The organism is Sorangiineae bacterium MSr11367, assembly GCA_037157805.1.
GTDB lineage: Bacteria > Myxococcota_A > Polyangia > Polyangiales > Polyangiaceae > Pendulispora > Pendulispora rubella.
Window position 1 is genome coordinate 965,364 of the sequence record CP089983.1, and the last position, 25,433, is coordinate 990,796.

The window sequence follows — 25,433 nt, forward strand, 5'->3', positions numbered from 1 at the left end:
TGCTCGGCAAGATGCGCGAGTGGATTCAGCGCCCGCTCTTCTTCGGCGTGAAAAATGGGCGGGCAGAGAGCGGAGACAAGCGAGCACAGTGTACTTCCTGCCGTAGTTTTATAGCTTTGGCCGGACTCAGGCGCCCATCTCGAACTTGACAGTGAGTGAATCCTATTTTCGTGGAATGCTCAGATGGTCGAGGTCGAGTGGATCGCTCTCTACGTATTCTTGGGCGGTGAGATCCTTTAGCTGCAAGATTGCGCCTTCGACCGTCTTAAATCGGCTCTGGGAGTCTGGTTTGACGAGAGCCAGCCATCCTTCGAGTAATTCGTCCCATTGCTTTCCATCAAATGTGCTTTGTTCGTCCTTTCTCACGAACGAGAAATGCAGGTCAACGATCTCGTTATCCCATGACGGACTTGCAGCAACTCGAATCTCACGCAGCGCCCTAAGGGCGAGGCCATCGACTGCAGCCTTCTCATGACGATTACTAATACGATCTTGCAATGGTCCAACGATGTCGACGAAGTCGTCTGGAAACGCAAATCGCGCTCTCTTTCGCGCCAGCGCTTTTGCAAAATCTCTAGCTTCCGCATCGGTGCTCCATCCAGCCGTTCGCTCCCATTGAGCAACCACCGATTTTTCGACCGTCATAGTACGATCAAGGTGCGCCACCAGGCGACGTTCACAGAGAGCAGGAATGTGCGCGTACTGGGGGCGCCTGGCTCGTTTGACTTGAAGAGCATCTTCGCCCGATACTTCGACAAGCGGAGCAACTTCAATGAACGGGCGATCAATGCAAGAACGAACGATGTCGCACGTCTGAGTTAGTACGACAAGTCCCGGGGCGTACCCTTGTAGGAGTTGCACCCCGTGTTCAGCGTCAGCGGCCTCCGGTGTGAGTCCGGAGCTGCCATCACCAATATGAACGAACCAGTTCTCGTGGCAAGCTAGATCACCCTGTCGCCATTCTTTCAAGCGAGTGTCGATCGCTTTCGACTGAGGATCTTCGCGAATTAGGCGGGCCACTGGATTACTTCGTCTTAGATACCTTTAGAGGGATTGCAGAAAGTAGGCGCCCCTGCTCGATATGAATCGAGTCCTGAAGGGCTTCAACTAGAACGTGCGGTGGAAGGGGCGCGCGAGCTTCTCTCGCTTCTTTTGATAAACGCGGCGCCGCACGGGGCGCGGTTGCGGAAGGTGGGGAGAACGCCACGTCATCGAACTTGCCATTTCGAAGCAAATCCAAAGGGATAACGTTCTCTGACGACGGGGTTTCTAACCAAGTCCTGGTTGCCGATGGCGTCCCACGATTTATTGTTCGAAGTGTTGTCAGGACACGGAACAGGATTGTACGGTTCTGTCCGTTCATTTGGCGACCGCTCGCCCAAAGGTGAACTGAACGACGGTCGACTTTAAAAAGAGACGCGAGTTGCTCCCACGATAAGCCGCTGATTTTTTTAACCTCCAAGACGGCATCCTTGGACGAGAAAACTTCAGCATTTCGCCTTTCGGCTTCGCCCGGTGACATTTCCACTTGGACACCGCTGGTCGTCCAATCGGCCGCGACCATCCCACGCGCGTCATGGGGTTCAATCTGAGTTGCGGCGGTAGCGTCGGGGCTTGGCAGAATACTAAGCGCGCCCAGGACAACGATGGTCCTGGGCGTCCGTCTTACGTTGCTCGGAACAGATACCCGCGGCGCGCTATTTGATGCGTCGTTGATCTCGCTGGTCATCATGGTTTGCCCCCATAAGCTTTCAGAAAATCAGGCGTAACGGACCAACGGAAGAAATTGTGGATCGTCTTTGCGAATGAGCGACCGTCGGCCACGATCCCACGAACATCAAAGCGTACCTGCTCGGCACGGGACATGTCCAAATCAAGAATCCAGCTCGGCTCGCCAATGGGTTCTACTGATGTCGGGTCAGTAGTGGCTCCTGGCGGGACCAACCCCCATCGAGTGTGAAGCGAGACGGTACCTTGCGTGAATACGCTCTCGCAAACGGAATAGACTCTACCAGCAATCGTTGTGGCCCCGATGCCGAGGATCTCCCGTCGAATCATCGTGCCCAGCCTTTCAAACTCAGGACCTCGGATGCGATTTATATAGCGCAGCCCGAGGCGGTCAGAAATTACTGGATTGACGACTACCTCAAGAGCAGTAACGATGTGCTCTAGGCGTTCAAAGAAATCGTCGCGGTCCTTGTAGGCTGTTGACTCAAGTGCAACAAAATCGGGAGCGAGTGAGACGCGCCAATCGTTCGCTGTGCTTTGGAATCGCCAAATTGTGACGTCATTTTTTTGGATAGTCACGCCCGCTGGTCCAAGAAGGAACCCCGCCCCATGCTCGGGGTGAAGAATTGGGTAACGCTCGCGGATGCGCTCTTGAAACGGAATTATGAAATCCGCGCGACCCAGAGATGTGAGGGTGGGAAACCGTACTTGGGCGATAACGCGCGTTAGCGGCGCTCGCTCAAGAGGAACCTCATCTGGCTCCGTCATTGCAAATGGGTCAAAGTCAACGATCACTTTAGGACCTTACGGCAGGCACCTTGAGTTGTGAAGTAGAGGGTGATCTGTCGATATTTGAAGCAAATGTTGTGCCAGCTGCGCAGCGCTCGTCCGGACATAGCGTACTGCAATCTTTGGGGGGAAGAATTGCAGCCTTCTGGGAAAATCGCTCTCGACCTCCTCTCTCTCTAGATTCTCGATGGAAACCTTTGCCGTCGCGCTCGATACAGTCATGAGCTCGACGCGCGCCAGGATGGGGTAAGGGGAAAACTGGCACTTCTGATGGCGCTGCGCTGGGCGGTGTCCGAGTCGGATCTCCCGAAGTTGCGCTGCCTAGGCAACCGGCACAAGAAATCCTTCGAGAAATTCGATACGTATGTTGTTGCTCTACCAACGAGGTGTTGACGCGTGGGCGATCGGTGGTGCCGTGTAGAAATGCTGGCGGATTCTGTGGCTGGTATCCGGCCCCAGAGGCCGACGGGTTCCGAAGATTCCCATGCGGACCCATGCTCGGTAGGTGTTCAAATCCCCCCTCCCCGACCCTTGCTTTCACGTAGGCGTGAAAGCCATCGAGGTGGGCTTCGTCGTTCCTGTACTTCGAAGACTCCGTACAGGAACGAGCAAATCCCCCCTCCCCGACCCTTGCTTTCACGTAGGCGTGAAAGCCATCGAGGTGGGCTTCGTCGTTCCTGTACTTCGAAGACTCCGTACAGGAACGAGCAAATCCCCCCTCCCCGACCCTTGCTTCGCGTGAGCGTGCGCTGCGCCATCGAGGTGGGCTTCGTCGTTTCTGTACTTCGAAGACTCCCCAGTTTCTCAATAGCCAGAAGCTCCGCCAAGCCTCGCGTCGGCCGCGCTTCCTCAACCGCCGATCTCGACACGCTGAAGAAGTGCGAGGTCAAAGACAAGCCATATCTCTCGGCGGACTCCATCCCGGTCGACCAAATAGCTTACGTCTTTGCCGAGGTTCCAGGCGGATTCAGACGCAAACGGACCCAGACTTCTGATCACATCCGACTCCACGACCTTCCACGGTTCGAGATCCTCGAGGCGCGTCACCTGCAAAGGGGGGCGTCCGGGACGTCGGACGAATTCAGGACCCCAGACCCATCCCTCGGGATGGGTGCGAAGGACGAAGTCCACATCAGGGAAGAGTATCAAGCGAAACCTATGTCGGAGAGAGCCGACGTAGCTCTGAGCGGATGCATCCATGGGCTCCGACGCCGTCTCAAGGGGGGCGCCTAAGTGCCGGCAATACGCGTCAAGTCGTGGAGCTGGTCGGCCGATGCGAAATTCGAATGCCACATCCTCTTCGACTTCACGGACGGCGTCGCGCATCTCGTGTGCGGTCATTCCAACTGAGGATAGTACTGCGTCGACCTTGGTCTCGCCACGCATGAGCGTCATGAGATAAAATTCAAACGCGTGCGAGGTTGTCATCGTGGACCACCGCCCGATGACGGGGCGTCTACGCGGACGTTCCAGACTCTCACTCCTGTTATCAGGCCGTTGTTCTCGACGTTCGCCATGTTCGCTCTTCCTGTCGACACATTCCCGTTCGACTCGACAATGATGACGGGCGCGTCCAGCATGGCCTGCCGCGAAGTTATCACAAAATCTCCATTTGGCATTTCAACGAGCGGACCAGGACCCCAAGTGGGCATCTGTGCCCGGCAAGCTGCATGTGCTGCCTCGGCTTTCGCCCTAGCTGGCATGGACGACTGCGCGTTCAAGTCATCGACAAGGGGACGCACGACCCGCGCTGCCCGCCTGCCGGCCGCGGCGAGCCGGGTGGCAAGCTGCTCCCCGTAGGCGGCCCCGGTTCCTTTGAGTGCGCCCCCGGGCCCGAAAATTGGAGCCACTACGCCTTCGTCCGCTGCCGGTGCAACGGTATCTGGAACGACGACATCTGCCGGTCTGCCGGCAGCTGGTCGCGGAGCGGGAACCCGTGGGACCGGGGGAAGTTCCTGAGCCCCCGAACCTTCAACTACGGGTACATCTGTCCGCGTGGCTGGCACCTCAGGATTCATCGCGGAGGACCGTGCCTCCCGTATTCTCGTCTCCGTCCAAAGAGTTCGCGGTCCTGCAGGCTCGAACGTTCCCGCCCGCATGCCTGCACCGGCGGCCTGCACCCCAAAGACGAACGGTCCGGCGAAGCGCCGATACATAGCGCTCGCCTTGGCGTGCTCGCTCGCCTCAGCCTCCACCTGTGCCAACGTAACGTGCTGGTCGAGAACGGCGCGCGCCTCGAGCCACGCCATCACGGACTCCAGGTCCGAGAGCTGCGCGTCCACGGTGGCGAGCCGATTTCTCGCTTTTTCGTATTCTGGTCCAAGTATATCGCGACGGGCGCCTTGCTCGAATAGCATCTTCTTGTTGGCAAACGCGACTTCATCGGCCTTCCGCAGCGCGGACTCGATTCGACGAACCTCCTCTCCGGCTGCACTCCACTCTTCTTTTGAGTGGAGAAGCCAAATTATGTACATCTGTTTCGCACTAAGCCTATTCGATGCATCGGCGGCGACGTGAACGAGTTTTTCTTTCTCCGTCACCCAGCGACCGGCGATCTCCTGCGGCTGGAGGGCCTGAACCTGCGCTCGTTCTGAGTTCTGCCCGCTCTCGCGTTCCGCCCCTCCAACATCACGGGCGACATGCTTGGGGGCCCGCTCAATGACCGCGCTACCGCCACTTTGCTGCACCACGTGAGTCAATTCGTGGGCGAGCAACTTTCGTCCATCCGCGCTCGCGGGCTGGTACTGGTTCGCTCCGAACACGACCTCCTTGCCGACCGTGTATGCTCGGGCCCCCAGAGCGGTTGCGGATGCATGTGCCGACGCATCGTCATGAATGCGCACGTTGCTAAAGTCGCGACCAAAGCGCAGCTCCATGAACTCGCGCGCCGGCGCTGCGAGCGGGCGACCGGGGGAACGGAGCGCGTGCTCGACGCTCCCTGGTGCTTGGCCGCCGGTCATCGCGGTTGCCGCATCCGCGGGTTTTCGCTGCAGGGCCGCATCCAATTCTTCTTCGCACGCTGCGCATTGTCGCTGGACGGCGTCCACGCCAGACGCTGACTTCGCGACCGCCGCGGGACCCTGCGCACGCACAACCTCGTCGGCGACCCGGTCGGCTTCTCGTTCGAGCGGGTTATCGACCGCACCAATCTCCAGTTTTGTTTGGAGGCGGGGAGCGTTCCCGGTCGCTCGGTGCCAGAGAGGCCTTTTGACGGTGAGGAGCGCGTGCGGACGTGGCCCCTCTGGACCGTGGGCAGGAATCCCGGCGAAATCAAACCCGCGCGGGGGCAAATCCGGGAACGACTCAACTGGCTCCAGTTCGCGAGATCGTTTGAGAGTGGGCTTCGGCGGTGCGAGCAATGAGCTAGGCGTGGTCTTCTGAAACAGGGGCTGTGAAGGGAAGAATCGACCGCCGCTCACTGGCCAGCTCCGAACGTCGAGCAGCACGATGGGGCGTCGACAGGCATGATGACGGCCGAGAGAGGGCGGATTCTGGTCATCGCGCCCGTATTCTCAGAAATGCCTTCGGCCGCGATCGCACGTGTCATCATCGGTCCTCGCTGTTTTGGTCGCACGATCGCAAACTCCGAGCCATGTATCTACTCGTGAAAAAGCACGCAAAGTCGAACGAGTCGGCGTTGCATGTTGCGCGTGCAACGTTGCACCCGCAACGCGTTTGACGGCATGTACGGGGATCGGCAACAAATCGGGCCGAACCTGCATGTTCTAAATCGAACGCCGCAGCTTGCTGTGTGCCGGCAGACTCGAAAACTTGATGCTGGACGCGTGCATCGCTCGATGTATTTGCCCCGCGCACGAAAAAAGATTGCGACAAGGTGCTCCGCCGTCGCCCTATATGGCGGAATGACGAAAAGGCCTCTGATCTTGGGACCAACGACCTGGTCCTCGATGTGGACGGCGAGTCGGCGTACATGGCGCTCATGGATGTCGCCACCTACGAGAACCACATGCCGGACTGGGAGTACCCGTCCCTGACCGAGAAAGATTGTCGCCCAGATGAACGCACGGCACATCGTGGCCTGAAGTTGCCCCGATGTGGAGCTTTCGATCCGATCACGCATCGGCCTCTCACGGAACAGCAGCTCGCGAAAGTCGACGCTTCGATGAGCGCGCTCCTCACGACACGAGGATTGTGTCTCTCGAGCTACACCTCACTAACGATGTGCGCGCAGTACGCGGATGAGAAGTTTCCCCAGAAGCTGGATCATGGCTTTCGGGGCCCGCCTGGAACCTACCGCGTCGACGTTCATCGACTCTTCGCACATCGAGACGGGGAGCCGTTTCCACAGGACGACGCCGACGAAGGAGGTTTCGGCTACGTCATCGTTCTTTCCCCGCCCGCGAAGGACTGGAAACCGATTCCCCAGCGCTGGGTACCCTGGGCACGCGTTCGAGGGCTGGCCGCATTTGCTCGTGCGCCTCGTGTCGCCGCATTCGCATTTGCTGGGCGCATTCCATGTACGAACTGCACGACCCGCCCGACTCCGCGCATTCTTCCGTGATGCTCTCGCAGTTGGAGGAAATGCAACTCGTGCATGCCTCGTCGCCGTTGCCTCCCATGTGTTGCGAGCGCTGCGTTGGCCGCAACGGAGGGCCAGCCGCAGCTGAGTACGTTACGCGCTATAGCAGCAGGCAAGTGAGACTCTCGCGCCATGTTGGCAGCATTTGCTCTTTTTACGAGGGACCGCGGAGTGCGAATTTGCCAGTAGCGCCAAGGTAAATGCGGACGACAACGGTGGCCGAGCGCCATGTCGCGGATCCGTGGCGGGGCTTGTCGAAGGCAACCTAATGATGCCGACGTGTGTATCGAATGCATCCCTGTATCGGTGTGCTATCTGGTGCACGCCCGGACGCGGCGATGCGCGGTTCGAGCCGAATACCTGCGTGTGTCATGCAAAAACGCAGTGGCTCGGTTCTTGGATTTCCGTCCGTCGCCATTTCCTGGAATAGGAGTTACCCATTTCATGCAAGTTCGTCATCGCTCCGTGAAGCTCATTGGCCTCGTTCTCGTCGCGCTCGCCGGCGCAGCCTTCGTCCCGACTCTCCAGGGGTGCGCCACCATGGATAGCGTGCGGGATGAACCGCTTACGTATGGCACCCCCCGACTGTTCACGGGTGATTACAAGACGATCATCGAAGCATCGCGCAAGGCACTCACCGACGGCGGACTCGACATCGAACTGAATTATGCCGTCGACGACCACACGTGGATGGTTCTCGGCAAAGATGGCGCGAATATGACCAGTTGGGGAAGCTACGTGCGCGTGGTCGTGGAAAAGCAAGACGGCGGCGCCTACGTGCGTCTCTACGCGAAGAAGGCCATGGCGACGAACGTCACGGCGAAAGACGACTACCGCGAGGTTTTCGATCGCATTACCGCGAACCTGCCTCGAACATCCGCCGCGCCCGCAGGCAATCCCGCTCCGGCGCCTGCCCCCAGCGCCGCCCCGGCTCCAGCTGCCACGCAAGCTGCAGGCACCGCGCCCGCGTCGAGCGCGCAATGAATCGCAGGTCACCGGAAACGACGACCCCGCGCGCACGGGGTCGTCTCCAACTCACCGGGACGCGCCCGCGGCGCTAGAAAATGTAATACGTGGCGCCCATGAAGCGGTCGTTCGTCTCCTTGCCCCCGTCGAGGAACGTTTGCCGAGTGTTCGCGTATCCGAACGCGATTTGAAGGTTCGGCGTGAGGGCCCAGAAAAGATCGACGTCGAAATAGTCTTGCTTGTCGAAGACCGTGGACACGCTCTTTCCGTCCCAAGGGGCAATCCGACTCAGATTGCTCGACGATAGATGCGTGTAGTTGCCCATGATCCAAATGTCGAGCGGGCCCGGAAGGTAATACTGAAGGCCGACTTGGTACGACTGCCAATTGACCGTCTTGAGGTCGCCGTTGGGGTCGTACAATGCAAGCCCGGGATCGATGTTGAGCATCGGCCCCGGGGGCCCGCTCGGCGTGGCCGGTGGACGGGTTTGCGCGGGGACGCCTCCCGTGACGCCCAGCCATTGGTCGGCGATGCCCGTGCCCGTGACGAACGATGCGTTCGCTGTCAATGAATTGCCGACATCGCGGTTGTTCTTGGCCGGAATGATGGGGATCAATGCATCGAACGAGACGCCTGCGCCGGTGGCTTTGTTCAGGTTGACCGGGACAGCCGTCCTTTCTTGCACCTTGTAGTTGCGATAGACGCCCGACACGCCGAGGGAGAGGGGATCGATCTTCGTCCCAAGGGCGCCCAACGTGTGCGCCCCGCGCCAGCCATTGAACATCACGCGCAGGGCGCCCTCGAGATCAGGCTCGCCCGAATCGCGCTGCGGCGGCCGAAAAACGCCAGCCCCCACGTAGACGTCGATCGGATCCGTATGAAATTGGTGCGACAGGCGAACCTGTGCAGCCCGAGCGAAGACCATGCCCGGCAAACCCAAATAGATGATGGACGCCGGGAAAAAGTGAGGCGCCTGCCCGAACAACGTGTACGTCATACCGCCGAGGACATCGACGTAGGGTGTCTCCGCCTTTGCGTAACAATGGAAGACACGCGCCGTGGGGGAATTGTAGAAGCCGGCCTCGCTTAGATTGGACGGGGGCGACTGCGGGTTCGAGGGCTCGTGGCCCATGAAGTCCATGCGGCAGTGGCCCGTGCCTTTGATCTTTGCGAACTCCGGCGCCTCGACTTGAAGACCGAGTTGCGTGTTCCGGGGCGATATGACGAGCCGACCATGCTGGCCCGCATAATTGGGCGTTCCGTCCGTGAGCGTCGACCGCGCGAGGGCCGGGCTCCCGCCAAATCCGTCCCCTTGGGGAAAGCTCTGGGTCGAATCGTGCATGACATCGAGCTCGATGAAGTTCAGCAGCGTGACGCGAAAGCCATTGAACATGGTCGACGCGGGGTCTTTCAAATAGTGTCCCACCAGCGTTTGTGGGAACGCGGGGGCGGATGGCGCCGCGGCAGCCTTGGGGGGCCCCTCGGGCACGGGGCCCGGTCCGGCGGGCGGTGGCGCGGCCGTCGGAGCCGTCGCACCCATCGGGGGCAATGGCGGCGGCGGCTCCAACGGTGGCTCTGCGGCCGGCGTTTGCGCGGGCGGCGTCGGTGGCTTGGCCTCGGCACCGCCGGGCGATTCCGGAGCGGGGACCGTCTGGGCCCCCGCCGGCTTTGCGACCAAGGCCGACACCAAGAAAGCGGAGGTGATGAATGGAATGCGGAACGAATTCAAATCCATATCTCGTCGCTCCTTCTGCATCGCAAACGAAAGAGAAAGTCTGGTGACGATGGACGCCGTGCTGCGTCCATCGCCGAAAAGGCACACCGGTGCCTCCGGCATGCGCTCGCGGGTATCGAGCTATGCGCAACCCTTCATGCTTTCGAACTCAATATTGACACCGGTGTCATTGCCAAAGTACGGCGTTGATACCGGTGTCATTATCCCATGAGAAACCTTTACCGAAGCTCCGTCCGCCACGCAATGGAGATCGCCACCACCATGGCTTGACGCACAATGTCGAAACCAGGACCCCCTCGAGGGCTCGGAATATTACGACCGCGCTCGGAGGATGCCCGAGGAGATCAAGTCGGGCATGGCCAAGGCATGCGCGCGCCTGTTGCTCATTCCGGCGTTCCGGATTTTGGATCGCCACCCCGGGACACTGACGTCCTGCGCAATGCGGTATTCAATATGAAAGTCGTGACGTCGCGACTCGTGCTCGTCCCCCACTATGAATTTCACGCTATCGCCGACCTTACTGGAAGAAGGTGGACATCCATATGACGCAATGATTCTCTCGATACCGTGAGTCATTTCTCGAGATGGGGATCACCAAGCACACGCCTCCGCGCGGCATTCCAAAGGCTTCTCGAAAAGGCCGACATACGGCTGGACGGAAATCGGCCTCACGATGTGCGCATCCATGATCCACGCGCGTTCATGCGCGTCGCACTGCAAGGATCGGTAGGGTTGGGCGAGGCTTACCTCGATGGGTGGTGGAGCACGGACGATCTCGAAGGGTTTGCCTTCCGCCTGGCATCGGCACGGCTCGAACGTGTGGCGGAGTGGCTGCCCCGTGCTATTTGGCAAAACCTCGGCGAACGTATTTTCAACCAGCAGAGCAAGATTCTCGCTCGTCGGGTTGCGGAGGAGCATTACGACTTGGGCAACGATCTGTTTTCTGCATTTCTCGGACAATGCAGGAACTATAGTTGTGCCTATTTCCAGGATACCGACGACCTCGACCGCGCCCAACGTCTCAAGCTCGATCTCATTTGCCGAAAGCTCGATTTGCGGCCCGGTGACCGACTTCTCGACGTGGGCGGTGGCTGGGGGGAGCTCGCACGCCACGCCGCGAAGGAATACGGGGCCGTGGTTACCAGCATCAACATTTCGGAAGAGCAGATGCGCTTTGCTCGAGAGCACTGCAAGGGGCTCGACGTGAGCATCGTGCACTGCGACTACCGCGACGTACGCGGGCTTTTCGACAAGGTTGCCGCGATCGCGATGTTTACCCACATTGGCCGCCGAAACTACCGTGCCTTCATGGCGGCAATCCACCGCGTCCTCGCGCCCACGGGTGCGTTTCTGCTCGAGGGCGTGTGGGGCAACGTTTCCATGAACCGTATCGACGGCTGGATCGACAAATACGTGTTTCCCGGGGCGACGATCCCGTCGGGCGCCCAGACCTTCCGTGCCTTGGAAGGGCTCTTCGTGGCCGAGGACATTCACAACTTCGGCCCGCACTACATCAAGACGCTACGGGCATGGGATGCGCGCCTCGAGGCAGCCTGGCCCGACCTCCGCTCGCGCTATGGTGAGCGCGTGCATCGCATTTTCAGTTACTACTTCCGCATGATCGCAGGCTACTTCCGAGCACGCGCCCTCCACAATTGGCACCTCCTGCTCACCCCCACGGGCGCGCCCCAGCCGGCTACCGGCCGGATCACCGACGTGGTCGCCGGTCGAGGAACGGACGGAGCCGGTAGACGAGGCCTCATTGCAAATGTCTGAATCTCTTCATATCGGGCACGCACAGGGCGCGCCTCGTTATTTCCTTCTCGGCCGTCCGCTCAGTGGCGGTGATATCGTGCAGCTTTGCTGCTCGGGCGGCTGGATCACGGGCCGGTTCGAGTGGGACGGCTACGCGGAAAGCTCGCCGAGTTTCTATTTCTCGATCGAGCTGGAGGGTGGTGGCATCGCGCAGCAGCGCCTCGCGCTCCCCGATGGAGCTTTGATGCGCTGGCCGTGATCGGAATCCCGCCCCCTCAGTTCTCCGTCACGGACAGCGACTTCGCCGCCTCGATGCCCAACGTCACCGGTTGCTGTCCGCCCATTTCAGCCATCGACACCATGGTTTTGCCGTCCTTCTCGACGGCACTCGCGAACACGATGACTCCGTCCTTCAGGTACGCGCGCCCGAGCGCATCGTCCGGGTGCTGCAGGCCTTTCCAGCCGCCGTTGCTCATATCCGTGTCCATGTGATCGAGCACCGCGCGCGGTGCCGCCGTGGAGAGGTAACCTCGCACGCCGTAGGGCGTTCCCTCCACGGTGCCCGAGAGAATGCGGCGCGCTTGAATGGGGCGGGGGAGGAGCGGACTGTCCGAGCCCGGCTCGAAGCTCTCCGTCGGGAGCAGCCGATCGACGCGAAAATGCCCCTCGGTCCACAGCGTCGTAATGCTCGTCACGCCCTTGTCGACGGCGGCATACGCATAGCGAAGCTTGCCCAGCGCGCTCAGATCGTGGGTCCTGTCGAACTGGTGCAGCTTGGCGAGCAAGGTATCCGGCGTGTCGTCCGCCTTGATGAAACAGAGCACCACGCCCTCGAGCTTCGTCGTCGAGCGGATCACGCCCATGTCGGGCAGCGCCTGCGGTAGCACCTTGGCCGAGTCCACCGCGGCCTTGCTCCACGTGCCCACGACGCCGTTCTCGCGGCAGTGATGTTCGAACTTGTCCAGCACGGTGTTCAAATCATCGGGGCTCGTGCCCATGCCCATCGAAATCGATTCTCCATCGATATCGATCTTCGAGTGCTCCTGAATCATGTGCGCCAACGGGGCCAAACTGCGCCCGAGCCGCATGCCGGTTTTGACCACCTCGGCGCGCGCCGAGTGCATGGAAAATGCACCAAACACGAGTGCGAGCAAAAGCACGTACCCGAAGACACGCGCGATGCCACGGTAGGAACGGGCGCGCTTCGAATTGAAATTGCTCTTGTTGCGCAAGGCCATCCACATCAGTGCCCACATGATCGGCTCCTACAGTCCTGCGGCGCCCTTGAGCGCGTTGAATCCGGCTTTGAAGGCCTCGAGAAGAAAATCGAAACCGGTGGCGGGGCTGCAAAATACATACGAACTCGCCGTCACGTTCTTCGTCCAATTCAGCACGCTCAGGCCGGCATTCGTCGCAGCCTTGCTGGCGTTGCCCGTGGTCGTGAAAACGCCTTGGCTCACCATGCCATTGAGGGGGCTATTCGCCGCAACCTCGCCAGCGCCTTGCTCGCTGGGCATCTCCGGCTTGATGGGGAAGGCTTTTCCGCCGCCGCATCCACCCTGAAGCGCCTGCGAAAAGGCTCCATTGCGGCTCGCGGCCATGACCTCCTGCTTGGTGCTGTAGCCCGCGTAGAAGAAGGTCAGAAAGCCGAAGAAGCCGATGAGCACCGGCATGATCACCGCGGCTTCGATCATGGCCGCACCGCGCCTTCGGATCGCGCGTCGGATGCGGCTTCGGTGAAGGGCCTTTCGAGAGGAAGCGTTCACGAGCACATTCTCCGGATGATCAGTGGTAGTTCTCGGCATCGTCGAGGATTTCCTTGCCCGCGTTCTTGATCGCGTTGGTCGCCTTCGGCAGTTCCTTGTTGGCGAAGTCCGACCTGTCGAAGGCGTTGCGTGCCTGCTTGGTGACCGCCGTTGCGAGCTTGTCGGGTGCGCCGATGCCCTTCAGGCCGGCCTCGAGCCCGTCGAAGGCCAGACCGAGGACCGCCGTTTGCGTGCCACCGACCAGGTTCTCGAACAGAAGCTGCGCGGGGCTCTTATACTTCATCAGCCGGGCTTTCCAGCCAATCGAGTAGAGCGCATGCTCGCGTCCGACGCCGGTGCCGGCAATGGATTGGCCGTTGCAGTCGCGTTCGAAGAAGTACCCTTTGCACTCGTAGAAGAACTCGGCCTGGGCGTTGTAGGCGTACTCCTTCGACCCGCCGTCGCCGCCACCCCAGATCGATCGCGCGCCGCCCAATTTGACCTTGCGCTCCCACTTGTCGGCGAATTGGCCGTTCGCGAATCCGTAGACTTGCATCTGCGCGCCGCCATTGCTTCCGGCCATCTTCTTGGGGCCAGGCCAATCGAATGGCCTCTTGCTGCAGGCGCGGTCGGCGTAGATACCGGCCACCGTGCCAATGACCAAATCGATGGCCCACTTCACCGGATCGGGAAGATGCAGCAAATCCGCAATGAGATCGGGCACGAAGATCATGGCGCGGACGCACAACGTCTTGTTCGGCTCGAAGGCCACGGGCAACCCGAGACGGATCGTTCCGGCAACGTCGTTGACATCCTTCATCTTGTCTTCGCGATCGCGCTCCGCTTGCTTCTCCGGCGAGAGCGGCTCCTCGCCCTCGCGTTCCTTGGCATTCTTCTTGGCTCTGGACTTGTTCTTGACCACCGCCTTGCCCGTGGAGAATCCAGCTCCGGGTATATTTTGCAGTCCGAACGCGGGGAATGGCCCGCTGTTCTCGAATCCTTGATAGTGCGACGCGACCTCGGGGGCGATCATCAAGGTACCGACCCACGGGGTTGCCACGGCAATGACCGCCTGGCTTGCGCCGAGAACCGGCAGCGCGACGGTCAGCACACCGTTCTGCACGACGTTGGTGTTGAACCGATCGACGCTGATCCCCTCGGGTTCGAAAATGATCGAGGCCATCATGGCGTCGGCCACGATTTGAATGAGCAGGTAAATGCCCACCAGCGCCATCATGATGATGTTGATGACCGCGATGAGGTCCATCCCCCGCGCGTCCACGGCCGCGACGGAGAACGCCATGGCATCGGCGGCTTCTTGCCCGCGATCGCGGAAGATGATGGCCTGGCCAATGCCGATCAAGAACCAGAGCGAGGCCACCAGCGACAGGGCCATGAACAGGCCCATGACCATGATGGCACCGCGCTGATCGTCCTTCAGGGACGCGTTTCCGATTCGGGTTTCACTCGCAAGCATGGCTGTAGGGCGCTCCGTGATGCGGGAGGGTCACGCGGATTTCTTTCTGCAGCTTTCCGCCGTTGCAGACGATGTTCTTTCCCAGCGGCACATTGCACGTGTATGCAAATCGCAAGGTCGCCGGCAGCGGGCCGTACGGTCCTGCGCCCGAGTACGATGCTTCCACGCTCTGGACCTCGATCTTCGACGACCACGGTCCCAGCGCCGCCTTTGCCGCGGCGGGCAGGTCGGATGCGGGACTACCCGGCATGCATTTGCCCTGCGTCACGGATGCATAACGTGCGGTGACCGTCGCGGCGTGCCGCATGACGATGCCCGCCGTGTACGCGTAACCCAGTTGCGTGAAGGAAAAGAACGCGAGGGCCATGGGCATGAAGGCGATCACGAACTCCACGGCAATGGCGCCTTGGGTGGCTCGGAGCAATCGTCCGGTGGTCCTCACTGTGTTCTCCTCGGAAATCTTTCCAATGTGACGTTTGGGTCCAAGTGGTTCATTTGGCGGGAAACTCGCATTCGCTGACGCGATATATCCATTCGATGGAGTCAGCGCGCCATCATCGTAGAAATGACGACAAACATGCGCTCTCTCCCGTCGACGGATCGAGAAGCAATATGACCTATTTAAAAATAGATACGACAAACCATCGCCGGTTCTTACCGACGGTCGCTCTTATTCCGCGCAGCGCGCCCGCTCGTGCGAAAAAACACGGCCGCCAAATGGATCCCTTCCAGCTTACGAAGGGATCTCGTGACGGCCCGTGCTGCCCGATGCGCCAGATGGTGGCGTCAAAAGTAAACTTGCCCGCGAAACATCAGCTCGTGCAGCGTGTGACGCGGCGCGAGTGGGCTGGTGGGTATCGCCACCTCGGGAAAGACATACGTGGTCCATTGTCCGCTCACACGAATGTGCTTCGTTGCCCAATAGTGAGCGCCGTACGTGAGCGCATTCACGCGAATATTACCGTCGTACGGCCCTTTGCCCGTAAACGCGGGCGCACCCGTGGACGTGGTCGACGAGGTGCGGCTGTACCCCTCGTACTTGAGATTCATCTGCTCCCAGCGCAGCATCAGTTGCAGGGCGCCATCCGTGTTCGCGTGGTCCTTGCTCGGGGTGCGCGGGCCGAACAGCCACACACCGCCGAAGATGTAATACCCCATGCCGCGCATGCGCCCGAAGCCGAGCGTACCTGGGGCCGCGGTGGGGTCTTGATTCTGATACCCCTCGACGACCTCGCGGGTGCCATTGTCCAGGTAGACGAACTCGCCCTGGAAATCGAAGCGGTCGACCGGTACGCGCAACTCGGCCGCCAGGCCCCATTGATCGTGCGCAGGGATGACGTGCACGGTGCGTCCCACGATGGAATTCGTATACGTCGGCCGCCAGAATAGATAATTGGCGCCCGTGGTCATGGGATTGTAATCGTAATACGTCCAAAGAGGATCGCGCGAGCCGTAGATGACGCTCCCGCCGAATTGGAGCTCCCTCATGGGCCCCAGGTCGGTGCGCCCCGAGAACGGCCGGGCGTAGACGCGGGCCGAAATGTCTCCGCGCCCATCGGTGTTGAGGCGGTTTACGCCGGCGCCATTGCCGTAGGCCACGTAATACGTGAGCAGGTCGTTGCCGAGAACTCCCCACACGTTGATCTCGGGATCCACCGCATAGTAAACTTGCTGCCCCATGACCCGGGTGGCGAGCGCCTTCTCCATGAAAGGGTAGTACTGCGGTAGGGTCATCTGCTCCATGGTGAAGCCCGGCGGCAGCTGGCCGATTCGGATGTTCAATGCGGGAGCTATTTTGTAATTGAGAAACATGACCGCGAGCTGCGCATGCGTTTTCACGGTTTGCGCGGGAGCATATTGCGCGGTCGCCGGCGTGGGCTGCACGCCCGGAGGAGCGGCCACCGGCTCGTCGGCGCGGCCGCTCGTGTTGTCGAGGGCCGTTCGGCCCATTTCGAACTCGATGCGAAAATCCCAGCGTTTCAAGAATTGCCCAGCCAGCGACAGCCGCACACGCCGGAAGGCAAATGTGGGCTTGAGGGCCGTGTCGCCGATGCCGGGGCCCCAGTAACTGAGATGATCCATCTGGAAAAAACCAGAAGGACTGATCACGAAATTCTCTTTTTCATCGCGCAGGGTGAATGACCCATTGCGATATCCGGCGAGAGAGGCTGGCGCACCCGATACGGATTCTGCTGCTGCTACGCGCGAAAATAATACGACGGCGGCGATGACGGGATAACCGATCTTCATGCGTCGCTCCTCGTGATGAATTAGGTTGGTATAGGCACCTTCGCATGTTTCGCGTGGCGTTCGCATCGCCCATTGGCATGTGGGATTGTCGAAATTCGATCGAATCCGTTTGGGCGCGAACGATTCACCCTGGTGATTTCAAAGTCGTCACTTTGATATCGACGCGACACGCATCGAATGGACATCGGGCGCCCGTTCTCACCTTCCGAGCGCCAATGCCGCTCCGCCGTGGAAGCGATCCCATCCGACATAAATGGATGACAAACGTCATCATTGAGCGCAAAATGGCGACTGATTTTGTGCAATAAATCTACATGTGGGCAAATTTGGCCCCCAACCGGAAGGCAGGCGTACGCATGGGAGATGCAAGACGAGCAAGCCTCACACGAACGCTCACGCGCAATCCTGCATGGCGCGTGGTCATGGCGCTGGGCGCGACCGCGCTGGTTACGCAGGGCGGCGCGTGCAGCTCGGACGACGATGGAAACAAAGGCTCGCCGGGCAATGGGAATGACAGCGGCGTGGCCGATGTGAATGTCGGCGACGCGAGCCCGGGCTCGTCGCCCTTTCCTCCCGGTCGGGGGTGGTCGGCCCCGTGGATCGAGCACCAAGCGGAGGATGGAACGACGAATGCGACCGTCCTCGGGCCGAGCCGGGTCAAGTGGGACGCGAAGCATATCGAAGCCGAGGCCATCGGGCGCAAGGCCGTTCGCCTGGACAAGACAGGGGACTACGTGTCCTTCCGCACCACCGCGAAGGCCAACTCCATCGTGGTCCGCTTCTCGATTCCCGATGCCCCGGAGGGCGGCGGTATCGATGCGACGCTCGGTGTGTACGTGAACGGTGTGCGCGTGAAGTCGCTGGCGCTCACCTCGCGCTACGCTTGGTCGTACAAAGGCGGTCTCATTGGTGACTCGATCGTCGACAAGCCCGCGGAGCAGCCGCACACCTTCTTCGACGAGGCGCATGCACTGCTCGACGAGATCCCCGCCGGCGCAGAGGTGAAGCTGCAACGCGATGCGCAGGATACCGCGGCGTTCTACGTCATCGATCTCGTCGACTTCGAGGAGGTCGCACCGCCGCTGGGCATGCCCGAAGGATTCCGCTCCGTGACGGAATTTGGCATACAGCCGAATGACGGAAAGGATCACGCGAACGATGTCGCCAATGCGCTGAAGCAGGCGCCGAAGCTCTGGTTTCCGCCCGGCGAGTACTTGGCGCAGAAGCTCGACGGCGGCAACCTGGGGCTCGACAACCCGGGCACGGAGATCCGTGGTGCCGGTATTTGGCACACCGTCTTCAAGGGCCCGAAGTGGATGTTCTTCTGTGTGGGCGCCAATACGAAATGCAACTATCGCGACTTCGCCATCTTTGGCGAGGCCAAGGCGCGCAACGAGGAGACGGCCGGCCCGCAGAAGGCCTTCGTAGGCCCGCTGGGCAATGGGTCGGTGCTGGAGAACCTTTGGATCGAGCACGAGGTTGCCGGTATTTGGGTGGGCAACGATCCGCCGTACCAAGATGCCCCCACGCAGAACCTGACCGTGCGCCACGTTCGCGTGCGCAACACGTACGCCGACGGTATCAATTTGGACAATGGTACGTCCAATTCGCTGGTGGAAGAATCCCACTTCCGCAACACGGGGGACGATGCGACCGCCATTTGGTCGATCAAATGGACCAAATGGGTACGGGACAAGTCGTACCAAATTGGGCCGGACTTCATTCGCCCCGAGTCGCGCAATTCACCGGACCAAGGCGTAGGGCACGGAAATACGATTCGCCACGTGTCGGTGCAGATGCCCTGGCGTGCGAATTGTTTTGCCAACTATGGCGGGTACGACAACCACTTCGAGGACAATACCTGCGAGGATGTTCTCACGTACCCGGGCATCCTGATCGACAACGAGTTCTCGTCGTATCCGTTTGGACCGGGGCAGACCACGTTCAAGAACATTTCACTGCTCCGCGCGGGCGGTGAAATGTTCTTCGAGAACACCGACAAGCCATGGCGCCACGGCGCGCTCAAACTGTACCTGCGCGAGGGCGACGTGACCGACATCCTCGTGGAAAACGTGGACATCATCGAGCCGCTCTATGCCGGCATCGAGTTCCGCGGGTTTGGCACGGCCTACGTTCCCCCCGGCGAAAAGTACCATCCGGACCTCCTCGCCGCGGCCGACAAGGCAAAGTTCACCAACGTGATCTTGAAGAACATCACAATCACCAAGGCGGGCACCTACGGCATCGAGATCCTCGACAACGCCACCCGCGGAAGCGTGACGTTCGACAACGTCTCGGTCGCAGGCTCCACCAAAGGAGCCCTCGACCGTGGCGGAGCCCCCGATTCGTTCTTCAACAAAGTCGGCACCAACTCGGGCTGGTAAGCCCTAAACGCGCGGGCACGGTTTTCGAATAGGAAGGAGAAAACCGCCAGGACGCCAGGGTCGCCAGGGGTACCGAGTGAAACGGCAATAAACCAAATAATGAGGGTTTATTGTTGGTTCACCTGGCGACCCTGGCGTCCTGGCGGTTTCCTCTTCTCCGGGTGACGGTGATTTAGACCGTGAGGGCGGGCAGGGCGGTGAGCGTTTTGCGCACGCCTTGCTCGTCGAGTTGCTTTCGCAATGCCAAGTATTGCGCCACGAAACGCGCGTCTTTCGAGGCGCGCGTGCCGACGAGCTCTTCGCACTCCAAAAGGGTCATGGGCGAGGGGCTGTCGATGATCGGCTGCAGGAGGCGCATCGCGTTGGGCTCGCGCAGCGGGTAGCTTTCGCCGTTGTCGTCCTTGCGGACTTTGATGTAGCGGTCGTAGCACGCCAGCAGGAACGCGATGCGCCGCGCGTCGCGTCCTTGCGAGAGGCACGCGTCCAGCGTGGGTACCAGGAAGCCCGGAATCTTCGGGCCGCCATCGAGGCAAAGGCGATCGAGCCGATCGGCGATGGCCCGGTTGCCGAATCGCTCCAAGAGCAGGCGCTGGTAGCTGGCCAGCTCCATGCCCGGGAGGGACTTCAGCCACACCGCGGAATCGTTGGCCAAGAAGTCGCGAAGGTAATCGTGGAACAGCGGATCGCGCAGCGCTTCGTCGACCCCGCGCAAGCCGGCGAGGAACGCCGGGTACGAGAGCATCTGGTGTGCCCCATTGAGCAGGCGGATCTTGGCCTCCTCGTACGGCGTGACATCGTCGACGATTTGCACGCCCACGTTTTCCCAGGCGGGGCGCCCGTGACGGAACTTGTCCTCGAGCACCCACTGGATGAAGTCCTCGCAGATGACCGGCGCGCGGTCGTCCAATCCGGTGAGGGCGTTCAGCTCCGTGCGGCGTGCCGCGTCGGTGGCGGGCGTGATGCGGTCGACCATCGCATTGGGAAAGTCGACGTCGGTCTCCATCCATGCGGCGAGCGCCGGATCGTACGCTTTCGCGTACGCAAGGCACGCGCGCCGGGCTTGGTCGCCATTGTGCCGCAGGTTGTCGCACGACATCACCGTGAAGGGCGGAATCCCATTTTGGCGGCGCCGTGCGAGCGCGCCAATGAGAAAGCCGAACACGCCGTGCGGCGCATCGCGATGCGCGAGATCGTGCACCACGGTGGGATCGTCCAGCTTGAAGCGGCCTTGCTCGTCGAGCAGGTACCCGCCCTCGGTGATGGTCAGCGAGACGATGCGGATGGCCGGATCGGCGAGGCGTGCGAGCACGGCCTCGGGACCGTCGGGCGCGTAGAGGTAGTCGACCATGACGCCGAGTACGAGGCTCGTCCGCGTGCCGTCCGGCGCCATTTCCGTCACGCTGTAGAGGCCATCCTGCGCGGCGAAGGCCTCGGCCAGCGGGCGATCGTGCGGGAGCAGATTGATCCCCAAGATGCCCCACGCGTTCTGCCCCGCGTGGGTCAAACAGCGGTCCGTGTAGATGGCCAGGTGTGCGCGGTGGAAGGCCCCCACGCCGATGTGCGCGATGCCTGCGCGGACCGCGGTGCGATCGTACTTCGGCCCAACGACGGCGGGCGGCAATGCCGCCAAGGTTCGACGATTTAGCGCTGCCATTCGAGTACCCTTTCTCTCAAGCTCGGTCCGACGGATGGTAGACCGCCTCGCCCTTGGCGTCGAAGACATGACAGCGCGCCGGGTCGAGCCGCAGGCACACCGAGGCGCCGGCGCGCCCGGCATACTCGCCGTCCGTCTTCACGGTGAGCGTACCCAGCTTTTCCACGTGCACGTACGCACAGGTGTCGCTGCCGAGGCGTTCGACCACCGCCAGGCGCCCTTCGAGCTTCACGCCGCCGCCGTTTTCCGACGGCTCGCAAAAGACGAGCTGTTCGGGGCGCACGCCGAGGGTGAAGCTCTTGGGCATTCCCCGTTCCGACAGCTCCAGCGCTTGTCCATTGGCCAAACGCTGGGCGCCGTCGCTCATGGCCACATCGAGAAAGGTCATCTGCGGCATGCCGAGGAAGCTGGCCACGAAGCGGTTCGCCGGGCGGCGGTACAATTCGAGCGGCGAGCCCACTTGTTCGATGCGGCCCGCGTTGAAGATGACGACCTTGTCGGCCAAGGTCATCGCCTCGACCTGGTCGTGCGTCACGTAAATGGTCGTTGCCTTGAGCTCCTGGTGCAGGCGCGCGATCTCCAGGCGCATCTGCACGCGAAGCGCAGCGTCCAGGTTGGAGAGCGGCTCGTCGAACAGGAAGATGCGCGGCTCGCGCACGATCGCGCGCCCGATGGCCACGCGCTGCCTCTGGCCGCCCGAGAGTGCCGCCGGCTTGCGATCGAGCAGCGGCTCCAGCGCGAGAATCCTCGCCGCACGCTCGACCTTCTTCGCGATGACGTCCGGCTCGGCCTTGGCCAGCTTGAGCGCGAACGACATGTTCTCGCGCACCGTCATGTGCGGGTACAGCGCATACGACTGGAAGACCATCGCCAAATTTCGATTGACCGCCGGTAAATCGGTGATGTCTCCACCGTCGAGAAGCAGGTGCCCCTCGTCGACGTCTTCCAGCCCGGCAATGAGCCGCAGCAAGGTCGACTTTCCGCACCCCGAGGGGCCGAGGAACACACAGAATTCGCGATCTTCCACCTCGAGATCGACCCCTTTGATGACGTCGACCTCGTCGAATCGTTTCCGCAGCGAACGAATTTCCAATCGTGCCATTCCAGTCCCCTTCTTCCCCCCCACCCCGGCCCTCCCCCCCGAGGGGGGAGGGTGACGTTATTTCACGGCGCCAAACGTGAGACCGCGAACCAGCTGCTTTTGCGAGAGCCAGCCCAACACGAGAATCGGTGCGCAGGCGAGCGTCGAGACCGCGGAGAGCTTTGCCCAAAAGAGCCCTTCGGGGCTGGAGAACGATGCGACCAACGCGGAAAGCGGCGCCGCTTGACTGGTGGTCAAATTGAGCGACCAGAACGACTCGTTCCACGACAGAATGAGGCAGAGAAGCGCGGTGGAGGCGAGCCCGCCGCGGCTCACGGGAAGCAGCACGTGCATCATGATCTTCCACGTGTTCGCGCCGTCCATCCGCGCCGCCTCGAGGATGTCCATGGGGATGTCGCGGAAATAGGTGTAAATCATCCACACCATGATGGGCAGATTCACCAGCGCGAAGACGAGCACCAGCGCCGTGCGCGAATCGAGCAAGTTCAAATCACGCGCAATCAGGTAAATGGGCACCAAGACGCCGACGCTGGGAAGCATCTTCGTCGAGAGCATCCACAGCAAGGTCCCGCGGGTGCGCTTCGTCGGGTGGTACGCGAACGCATACGCCGCCGGCACGGCGACCACCATGCCGAGAACGGTGGCACCGCCCGCGGTGACGATGGAATTCCATGCGTAGTGCATGTAATTCGCGCGCTCCAAAATCGTCGCGTAATTCTCCAAGGTGGGCGCGAAGAGGAAGCTCGGCGGCATGGAGAAGGCGTCCAGCTCCGTTTTGAAGCTGGTGAGCAGCATCCATAGGATGGGGAAAAACATGGCGAACCCCACCGCCCACGCCGCGACGGTGCGGAGGTTGCGCCAGAGTCGTTTGCGCGACTTCGCCGTACTCATCGTGCACCCGCGGTCAAGGATTTGCCGATCAGACGAACCAGGAAAATGGATACGAGGTTGGCCAAGACGACCGCGAACAAGCCGCCGGCGGACGCCGCCCCCACGTCGAACTCCAACAGCGCCTGCGTGTACACCAAGAATGGCACATTGGTGGTCGCATCGCCCGGGCCACCGTTGGTGGTGACGAAGATCTCGGCGAACACGTTCAGCAAAAAGATGGCCTCCACCATGATCACGACGGCAATCGGCCGGCGCAGGTGGGGCAGGGTGAGGTGCCAAAAGATGTCCCACGCCTTGGCGCCGTCCATCTGGGCTGCTTCTTTTTGCTCGCGATCCATCGATTGCAGCGCGGTGACGAAGATCAAAATGGCAAAGGGCAGCCATTCCCAGGCCACCACCATGATGACCGACAAGAGCGGCCAATCGGCAAACCAGTTGACCGGCGTCATGCCCAGCGACGTCGCAATCCACGCGAAAAAGCCGGACACCGGATTCATGAGCAGGTTCTTCCACGTGAGCGCGGCCACCGTGGGCATCACGAAGAAGGGCGAGATGAGCAGCATGCGCACGATGCCCTGACCGGGAAAATGGTCGTCGACGAGCACGCTGATGAGAACCCCGCCCACGACTGTGACGAGGAGCACGAAGCCCACCAGCAGCATGGTGTTGAGGATGCTGGTCCAGAAGCTGGGGTAGGTGAAGAAGTAGGCAAAGTTCTCTACGCCCACGAACGACGATTTGTTCGGGTAGAGCAGATTGAAGTACTGCACCGAGAAATACACGGTCATCGCCAGGGGGACGATCATCCAGGCGAACAGCATCAAGGTGGCCGGTTGCGCCAGGAGGCGTTCGACCTGCGTTTTTGCTTTCGAGCTCATGGTTGCTCTGCCTTGTTTGGCTGGTAATAGCCGGCGCGCTTCATCGTGCGCTCGACGGCGTTTTGACAGGTATGGAGCACTTGGTCGACCTGACCGCGTCCGGTCAGCGCTCCGGCGATGAGCCGGCCCACCAAGGTGGCCACGGCTTGAAATTCGGGAATGGAGACGAGCTGAATGCCTTTGTACGGGACCGGAAGCAACGTGGGGTGCGCTGGATCGACGGCCTTGAGCGAGTCGAAGGTGACCTTGGCGAAGGGCGCCGTGTTCATGTACGCCGCTGTGTCGTAGGTGGAGAGGCGCGTGCCCGGCGGCGTGCTCGAGAGGCCGTAACGCTCGCCCACGCGCTGCAGGTACGGGCGCGAGGTTGCCCACAGGATGAAGTCGCGGGCCTCGTTGAATTGGCGGGTGCTCGCCGGAATCGCGAGCGACCACACCCAGAGCCACGACGAGCCGCGATCGGTCGTCTGCTTGGGGGCGCGGGTGAATCCGACTTTGTCGGCGACCGTGCTTTCCTTCGGGTTGACCAGGGTGCCGCCGGCCACGCTGGCGTCGATCCACATGCCGCATCGGCCTGCGGCGAAGAGCGCGAGGTTCTCGTTGAATCCATTGTCGCTCGGCCCCGGCGGGCCGTAGTGCGAGAGAAGATCGATGTAGAACTTCACCGCCTCGTGCCACGGCGGCGTGTCGAGCTGCGGCTTCCACCCGGGGTCGAACCAGCGGCCGCCGTAGCTGTTCACGATGGTGCCGAGCAGCGCCATGTTTTCGCCCCAGCCGGCCTTGCCGCGCAAGCACACGCCGTAAACGCCATGGCTGGGGTCATGCAGCTTGGTTGCAAATTCGCGAATCTGCTGCCACGTGGGCTGCTCGGGCATGGTGAGCCCGCGGGCGGCGAAGAGGTCCTTGCGGTAGAAGGTGATCGACGCCTCGGCGTAGAACGGCACCGCGTAGAGGTGGCCGTCGACGGTGAGCTGCTCGCGCACGTTGGGGAAGAGGTCATTCACGTCGTAATCGGCGGGGAGGTTGTCCAGGGGCTTCAGCCATTGCTGCGCACCCCAGAGCGGAGCCTCGTAGGCGCCGATGGTCATCACGTCGAACTGGCCACCGTGCGTGGCGATGTCCGTCGTGAGGCGTTGCCGCAAGGTGTTCTCTTCGAGGACGACCCAATTGAGGTGCACTCCGGGATGCGTCTTCTCGTATTCGCTCGACAGGGCTTGCATGCGCACCATGTCGGCGTTGTTGACGGTGCCGATCGTGAGGGTGGCATCGGCGTGCGCCGATCCGGCGATCAGCATCGTCGTGGCCATCGTCGCAACCGCGGTCCATCGGGTCGTTCGCGCCATGACTTTGAACGATATAGGCTTCCGCAAACGTTTGCGCGGCTTTCTCACCCGCCACGGATGCATTTGCCGATTACGCAATGCGGCATTCGATGCGATGCGCACCATCGGGACACTTCCGGTCGGGCATTTGCGGCCACCGGCCCGGGGGCAGAGCACATTTGTCGACCGCATGGCCGTTCACGAGCTCGACGGTCAGGTG

The 25,433-nt window shown here is 61.2% G+C and carries 19 protein-coding genes; 4 read left to right on the forward strand and 15 right to left on the reverse strand.

Features of this window, described 5'->3' with window-relative positions:
• Positions 1–162 precede the first annotated feature (162 nt).
• The 4 genes from LVJ94_04220 to LVJ94_04235 all read right to left on the reverse strand — a co-directional run bounded on the left by LVJ94_04220 (position 163) and on the right by LVJ94_04235 (position 5,564).
• Positions 163–1,020: a hypothetical protein gene (locus LVJ94_04220; GenBank protein WXB06448.1), complete on the reverse strand. Its 858-nt coding sequence runs from the start codon at positions 1,018–1,020 to the stop codon at positions 163–165.
• Positions 1,021–1,024: 4 nt separating this feature from the next.
• Positions 1,025–1,732, reverse strand: coding sequence for a hypothetical protein (locus tag LVJ94_04225; GenBank protein ID WXB06449.1), 708 nt, complete (start codon positions 1,730–1,732; stop codon positions 1,025–1,027).
• The gene (locus LVJ94_04230) at positions 1,729–2,523 is read right to left on the reverse strand and encodes a TIGR04255 family protein (protein WXB06450.1); all 795 of its coding nucleotides are present in this window, start codon (positions 2,521–2,523) and stop codon (positions 1,729–1,731) included. Before LVJ94_04230 ends, LVJ94_04225 begins: the two co-directional genes overlap by 4 nt.
• 1,418 nt (positions 2,524–3,941) lie before the next feature.
• The gene (locus tag LVJ94_04235) at positions 3,942–5,564 is read right to left on the reverse strand and encodes a DUF4157 domain-containing protein (GenBank protein ID WXB06451.1); all 1,623 of its coding nucleotides are present in this window, start codon (positions 5,562–5,564) and stop codon (positions 3,942–3,944) included.
• Between the two features lie 1,937 nt (positions 5,565–7,501).
• Here LVJ94_04235 and LVJ94_04240 point away from each other — a divergent pair.
• Positions 7,502–8,041, forward strand: a complete 540-nt coding sequence (locus LVJ94_04240) for a hypothetical protein (GenBank protein WXB06452.1) — start codon at positions 7,502–7,504, stop codon at positions 8,039–8,041.
• Between the two features lie 73 nt (positions 8,042–8,114).
• Here LVJ94_04240 and LVJ94_04245 read toward each other — a convergent pair whose 3' ends face one another.
• A complete protein-coding gene (locus LVJ94_04245; GenBank protein ID WXB06453.1) occupies positions 8,115–9,758 on the reverse strand; it encodes a hypothetical protein in 1,644 nt (547 codons plus the stop codon).
• A 567-nt stretch (positions 9,759–10,325) separates the two neighbouring features.
• On the opposite strand from LVJ94_04245, the gene cfa reads away from it, so the two are divergent.
• On the forward strand, positions 10,326–11,534 hold the full coding sequence (gene cfa, locus LVJ94_04250; GenBank protein WXB06454.1) for a cyclopropane fatty acyl phospholipid synthase: 1,209 nt from the start codon (positions 10,326–10,328) through the stop codon (positions 11,532–11,534).
• Positions 11,527–11,772, forward strand: a complete 246-nt coding sequence (locus LVJ94_04255; GenBank protein WXB06455.1) for a hypothetical protein — start codon at positions 11,527–11,529, stop codon at positions 11,770–11,772. The genes cfa and LVJ94_04255 overlap by 8 nt, the downstream gene beginning before the upstream one ends.
• A gap of 16 nt (positions 11,773–11,788) precedes the next feature.
• Here the strand turns inward: LVJ94_04255 and LVJ94_04260 are convergent, their stop codons facing one another.
• The 5 genes from LVJ94_04260 to LVJ94_04280 all read right to left on the reverse strand — a co-directional run bounded on the left by LVJ94_04260 (position 11,789) and on the right by LVJ94_04280 (position 16,985).
• Positions 11,789–12,769, reverse strand: coding sequence for a hypothetical protein (locus tag LVJ94_04260; protein WXB06456.1), 981 nt, complete (start codon positions 12,767–12,769; stop codon positions 11,789–11,791).
• Positions 12,770–12,778: 9 nt separating this feature from the next.
• A complete protein-coding gene (locus LVJ94_04265; GenBank protein WXB06457.1) occupies positions 12,779–13,207 on the reverse strand; it encodes a hypothetical protein in 429 nt (142 codons plus the stop codon).
• A gap of 91 nt (positions 13,208–13,298) precedes the next feature.
• Positions 13,299–14,735 (reverse strand): hypothetical protein, encoded by a 1,437-nt coding sequence (locus LVJ94_04270; protein WXB06458.1) that lies wholly within the window; start codon positions 14,733–14,735, stop codon positions 13,299–13,301.
• The gene (locus LVJ94_04275; GenBank protein ID WXB06459.1) at positions 14,722–15,177 is read right to left on the reverse strand and encodes a hypothetical protein; all 456 of its coding nucleotides are present in this window, start codon (positions 15,175–15,177) and stop codon (positions 14,722–14,724) included. Before LVJ94_04275 ends, LVJ94_04270 begins: the two co-directional genes overlap by 14 nt.
• A gap of 344 nt (positions 15,178–15,521) precedes the next feature.
• Positions 15,522–16,985 carry an OprO/OprP family phosphate-selective porin gene (locus LVJ94_04280; protein ID WXB06460.1) on the reverse strand — a complete coding sequence of 488 codons (1,464 nt, stop codon included), beginning with the start codon at positions 16,983–16,985 and terminating at the stop codon, positions 15,522–15,524.
• 356 nt (positions 16,986–17,341) lie between these two features.
• Between LVJ94_04280 and LVJ94_04285 the strand changes: the two genes are divergently transcribed.
• Positions 17,342–19,369 carry a hypothetical protein gene (locus LVJ94_04285; protein ID WXB06461.1) on the forward strand — a complete coding sequence of 676 codons (2,028 nt, stop codon included), beginning with the start codon at positions 17,342–17,344 and terminating at the stop codon, positions 19,367–19,369.
• A gap of 172 nt (positions 19,370–19,541) precedes the next feature.
• On the opposite strand, the gene LVJ94_04290 is transcribed toward LVJ94_04285, so the two are convergent.
• The 5 genes from LVJ94_04290 to LVJ94_04310 are packed head-to-tail and all read right to left on the reverse strand — an operon-like array spanning position 19,542 to position 25,234.
• Positions 19,542–21,023 (reverse strand): mannitol dehydrogenase family protein, encoded by a 1,482-nt coding sequence (locus LVJ94_04290; protein ID WXB06462.1) that lies wholly within the window; start codon positions 21,021–21,023, stop codon positions 19,542–19,544.
• Positions 21,024–21,039: 16 nt separating this feature from the next.
• On the reverse strand, positions 21,040–22,125 hold the full coding sequence (locus LVJ94_04295; GenBank protein ID WXB06463.1) for an ABC transporter ATP-binding protein: 1,086 nt from the start codon (positions 22,123–22,125) through the stop codon (positions 21,040–21,042).
• A gap of 57 nt (positions 22,126–22,182) precedes the next feature.
• Entirely contained in the window at positions 22,183–23,016 is an 834-nt protein-coding gene (locus tag LVJ94_04300) for a carbohydrate ABC transporter permease (GenBank protein WXB06464.1), read from the reverse strand.
• The gene (locus tag LVJ94_04305; GenBank protein WXB06465.1) at positions 23,013–23,894 is read right to left on the reverse strand and encodes a sugar ABC transporter permease; all 882 of its coding nucleotides are present in this window, start codon (positions 23,892–23,894) and stop codon (positions 23,013–23,015) included. Before LVJ94_04305 ends, LVJ94_04300 begins: the two co-directional genes overlap by 4 nt.
• Entirely contained in the window at positions 23,891–25,234 is a 1,344-nt protein-coding gene (locus tag LVJ94_04310; protein ID WXB06466.1) for a sugar ABC transporter substrate-binding protein, read from the reverse strand. The genes LVJ94_04305 and LVJ94_04310 overlap by 4 nt, the downstream gene beginning before the upstream one ends.
• Positions 25,235–25,433 lie beyond the last annotated feature (199 nt).

Excerpts from the sequence above, each read along its gene's own strand:
- LVJ94_04245 (WXB06453.1), bottom strand. The coding sequence starts at position 9,758 with ATGGATTTGAATTCGTTCCGCATTCCATTCATCACCTCCGCTTTCTTG.
- LVJ94_04255 (WXB06455.1), top strand. The coding sequence starts at position 11,527 with ATGTCTGAATCTCTTCATATCGGGCACGCACAGGGCGCGCCTCGTTAT.
- LVJ94_04310 (WXB06466.1), bottom strand. The coding sequence starts at position 25,234 with ATGGCGCGAACGACCCGATGGACCGCGGTTGCGACGATGGCCACGACG.
- LVJ94_04240 (WXB06452.1), top strand. The coding sequence starts at position 7,502 with ATGCAAGTTCGTCATCGCTCCGTGAAGCTCATTGGCCTCGTTCTCGTC.
- LVJ94_04225 (WXB06449.1), bottom strand. The coding sequence starts at position 1,732 with ATGATGACCAGCGAGATCAACGACGCATCAAATAGCGCGCCGCGGGTA.
- LVJ94_04265 (WXB06457.1), bottom strand. The coding sequence starts at position 13,207 with ATGATCGAAGCCGCGGTGATCATGCCGGTGCTCATCGGCTTCTTCGGC.
- LVJ94_04305 (WXB06465.1), bottom strand. The coding sequence starts at position 23,894 with ATGAGCTCGAAAGCAAAAACGCAGGTCGAACGCCTCCTGGCGCAACCG.
- LVJ94_04260 (WXB06456.1), bottom strand. The coding sequence starts at position 12,769 with ATGTGGGCACTGATGTGGATGGCCTTGCGCAACAAGAGCAATTTCAAT.
- LVJ94_04280 (WXB06460.1), bottom strand. The coding sequence starts at position 16,985 with ATGAAGATCGGTTATCCCGTCATCGCCGCCGTCGTATTATTTTCGCGC.
- LVJ94_04290 (WXB06462.1), bottom strand. The coding sequence starts at position 21,023 with ATGGCAGCGCTAAATCGTCGAACCTTGGCGGCATTGCCGCCCGCCGTC.
- LVJ94_04270 (WXB06458.1), bottom strand. The coding sequence starts at position 14,735 with ATGCTTGCGAGTGAAACCCGAATCGGAAACGCGTCCCTGAAGGACGAT.
- LVJ94_04300 (WXB06464.1), bottom strand. The coding sequence starts at position 23,016 with ATGAGTACGGCGAAGTCGCGCAAACGACTCTGGCGCAACCTCCGCACC.
- LVJ94_04285 (WXB06461.1), top strand. The coding sequence starts at position 17,342 with ATGGGAGATGCAAGACGAGCAAGCCTCACACGAACGCTCACGCGCAAT.
- LVJ94_04295 (WXB06463.1), bottom strand. The coding sequence starts at position 22,125 with ATGGCACGATTGGAAATTCGTTCGCTGCGGAAACGATTCGACGAGGTC.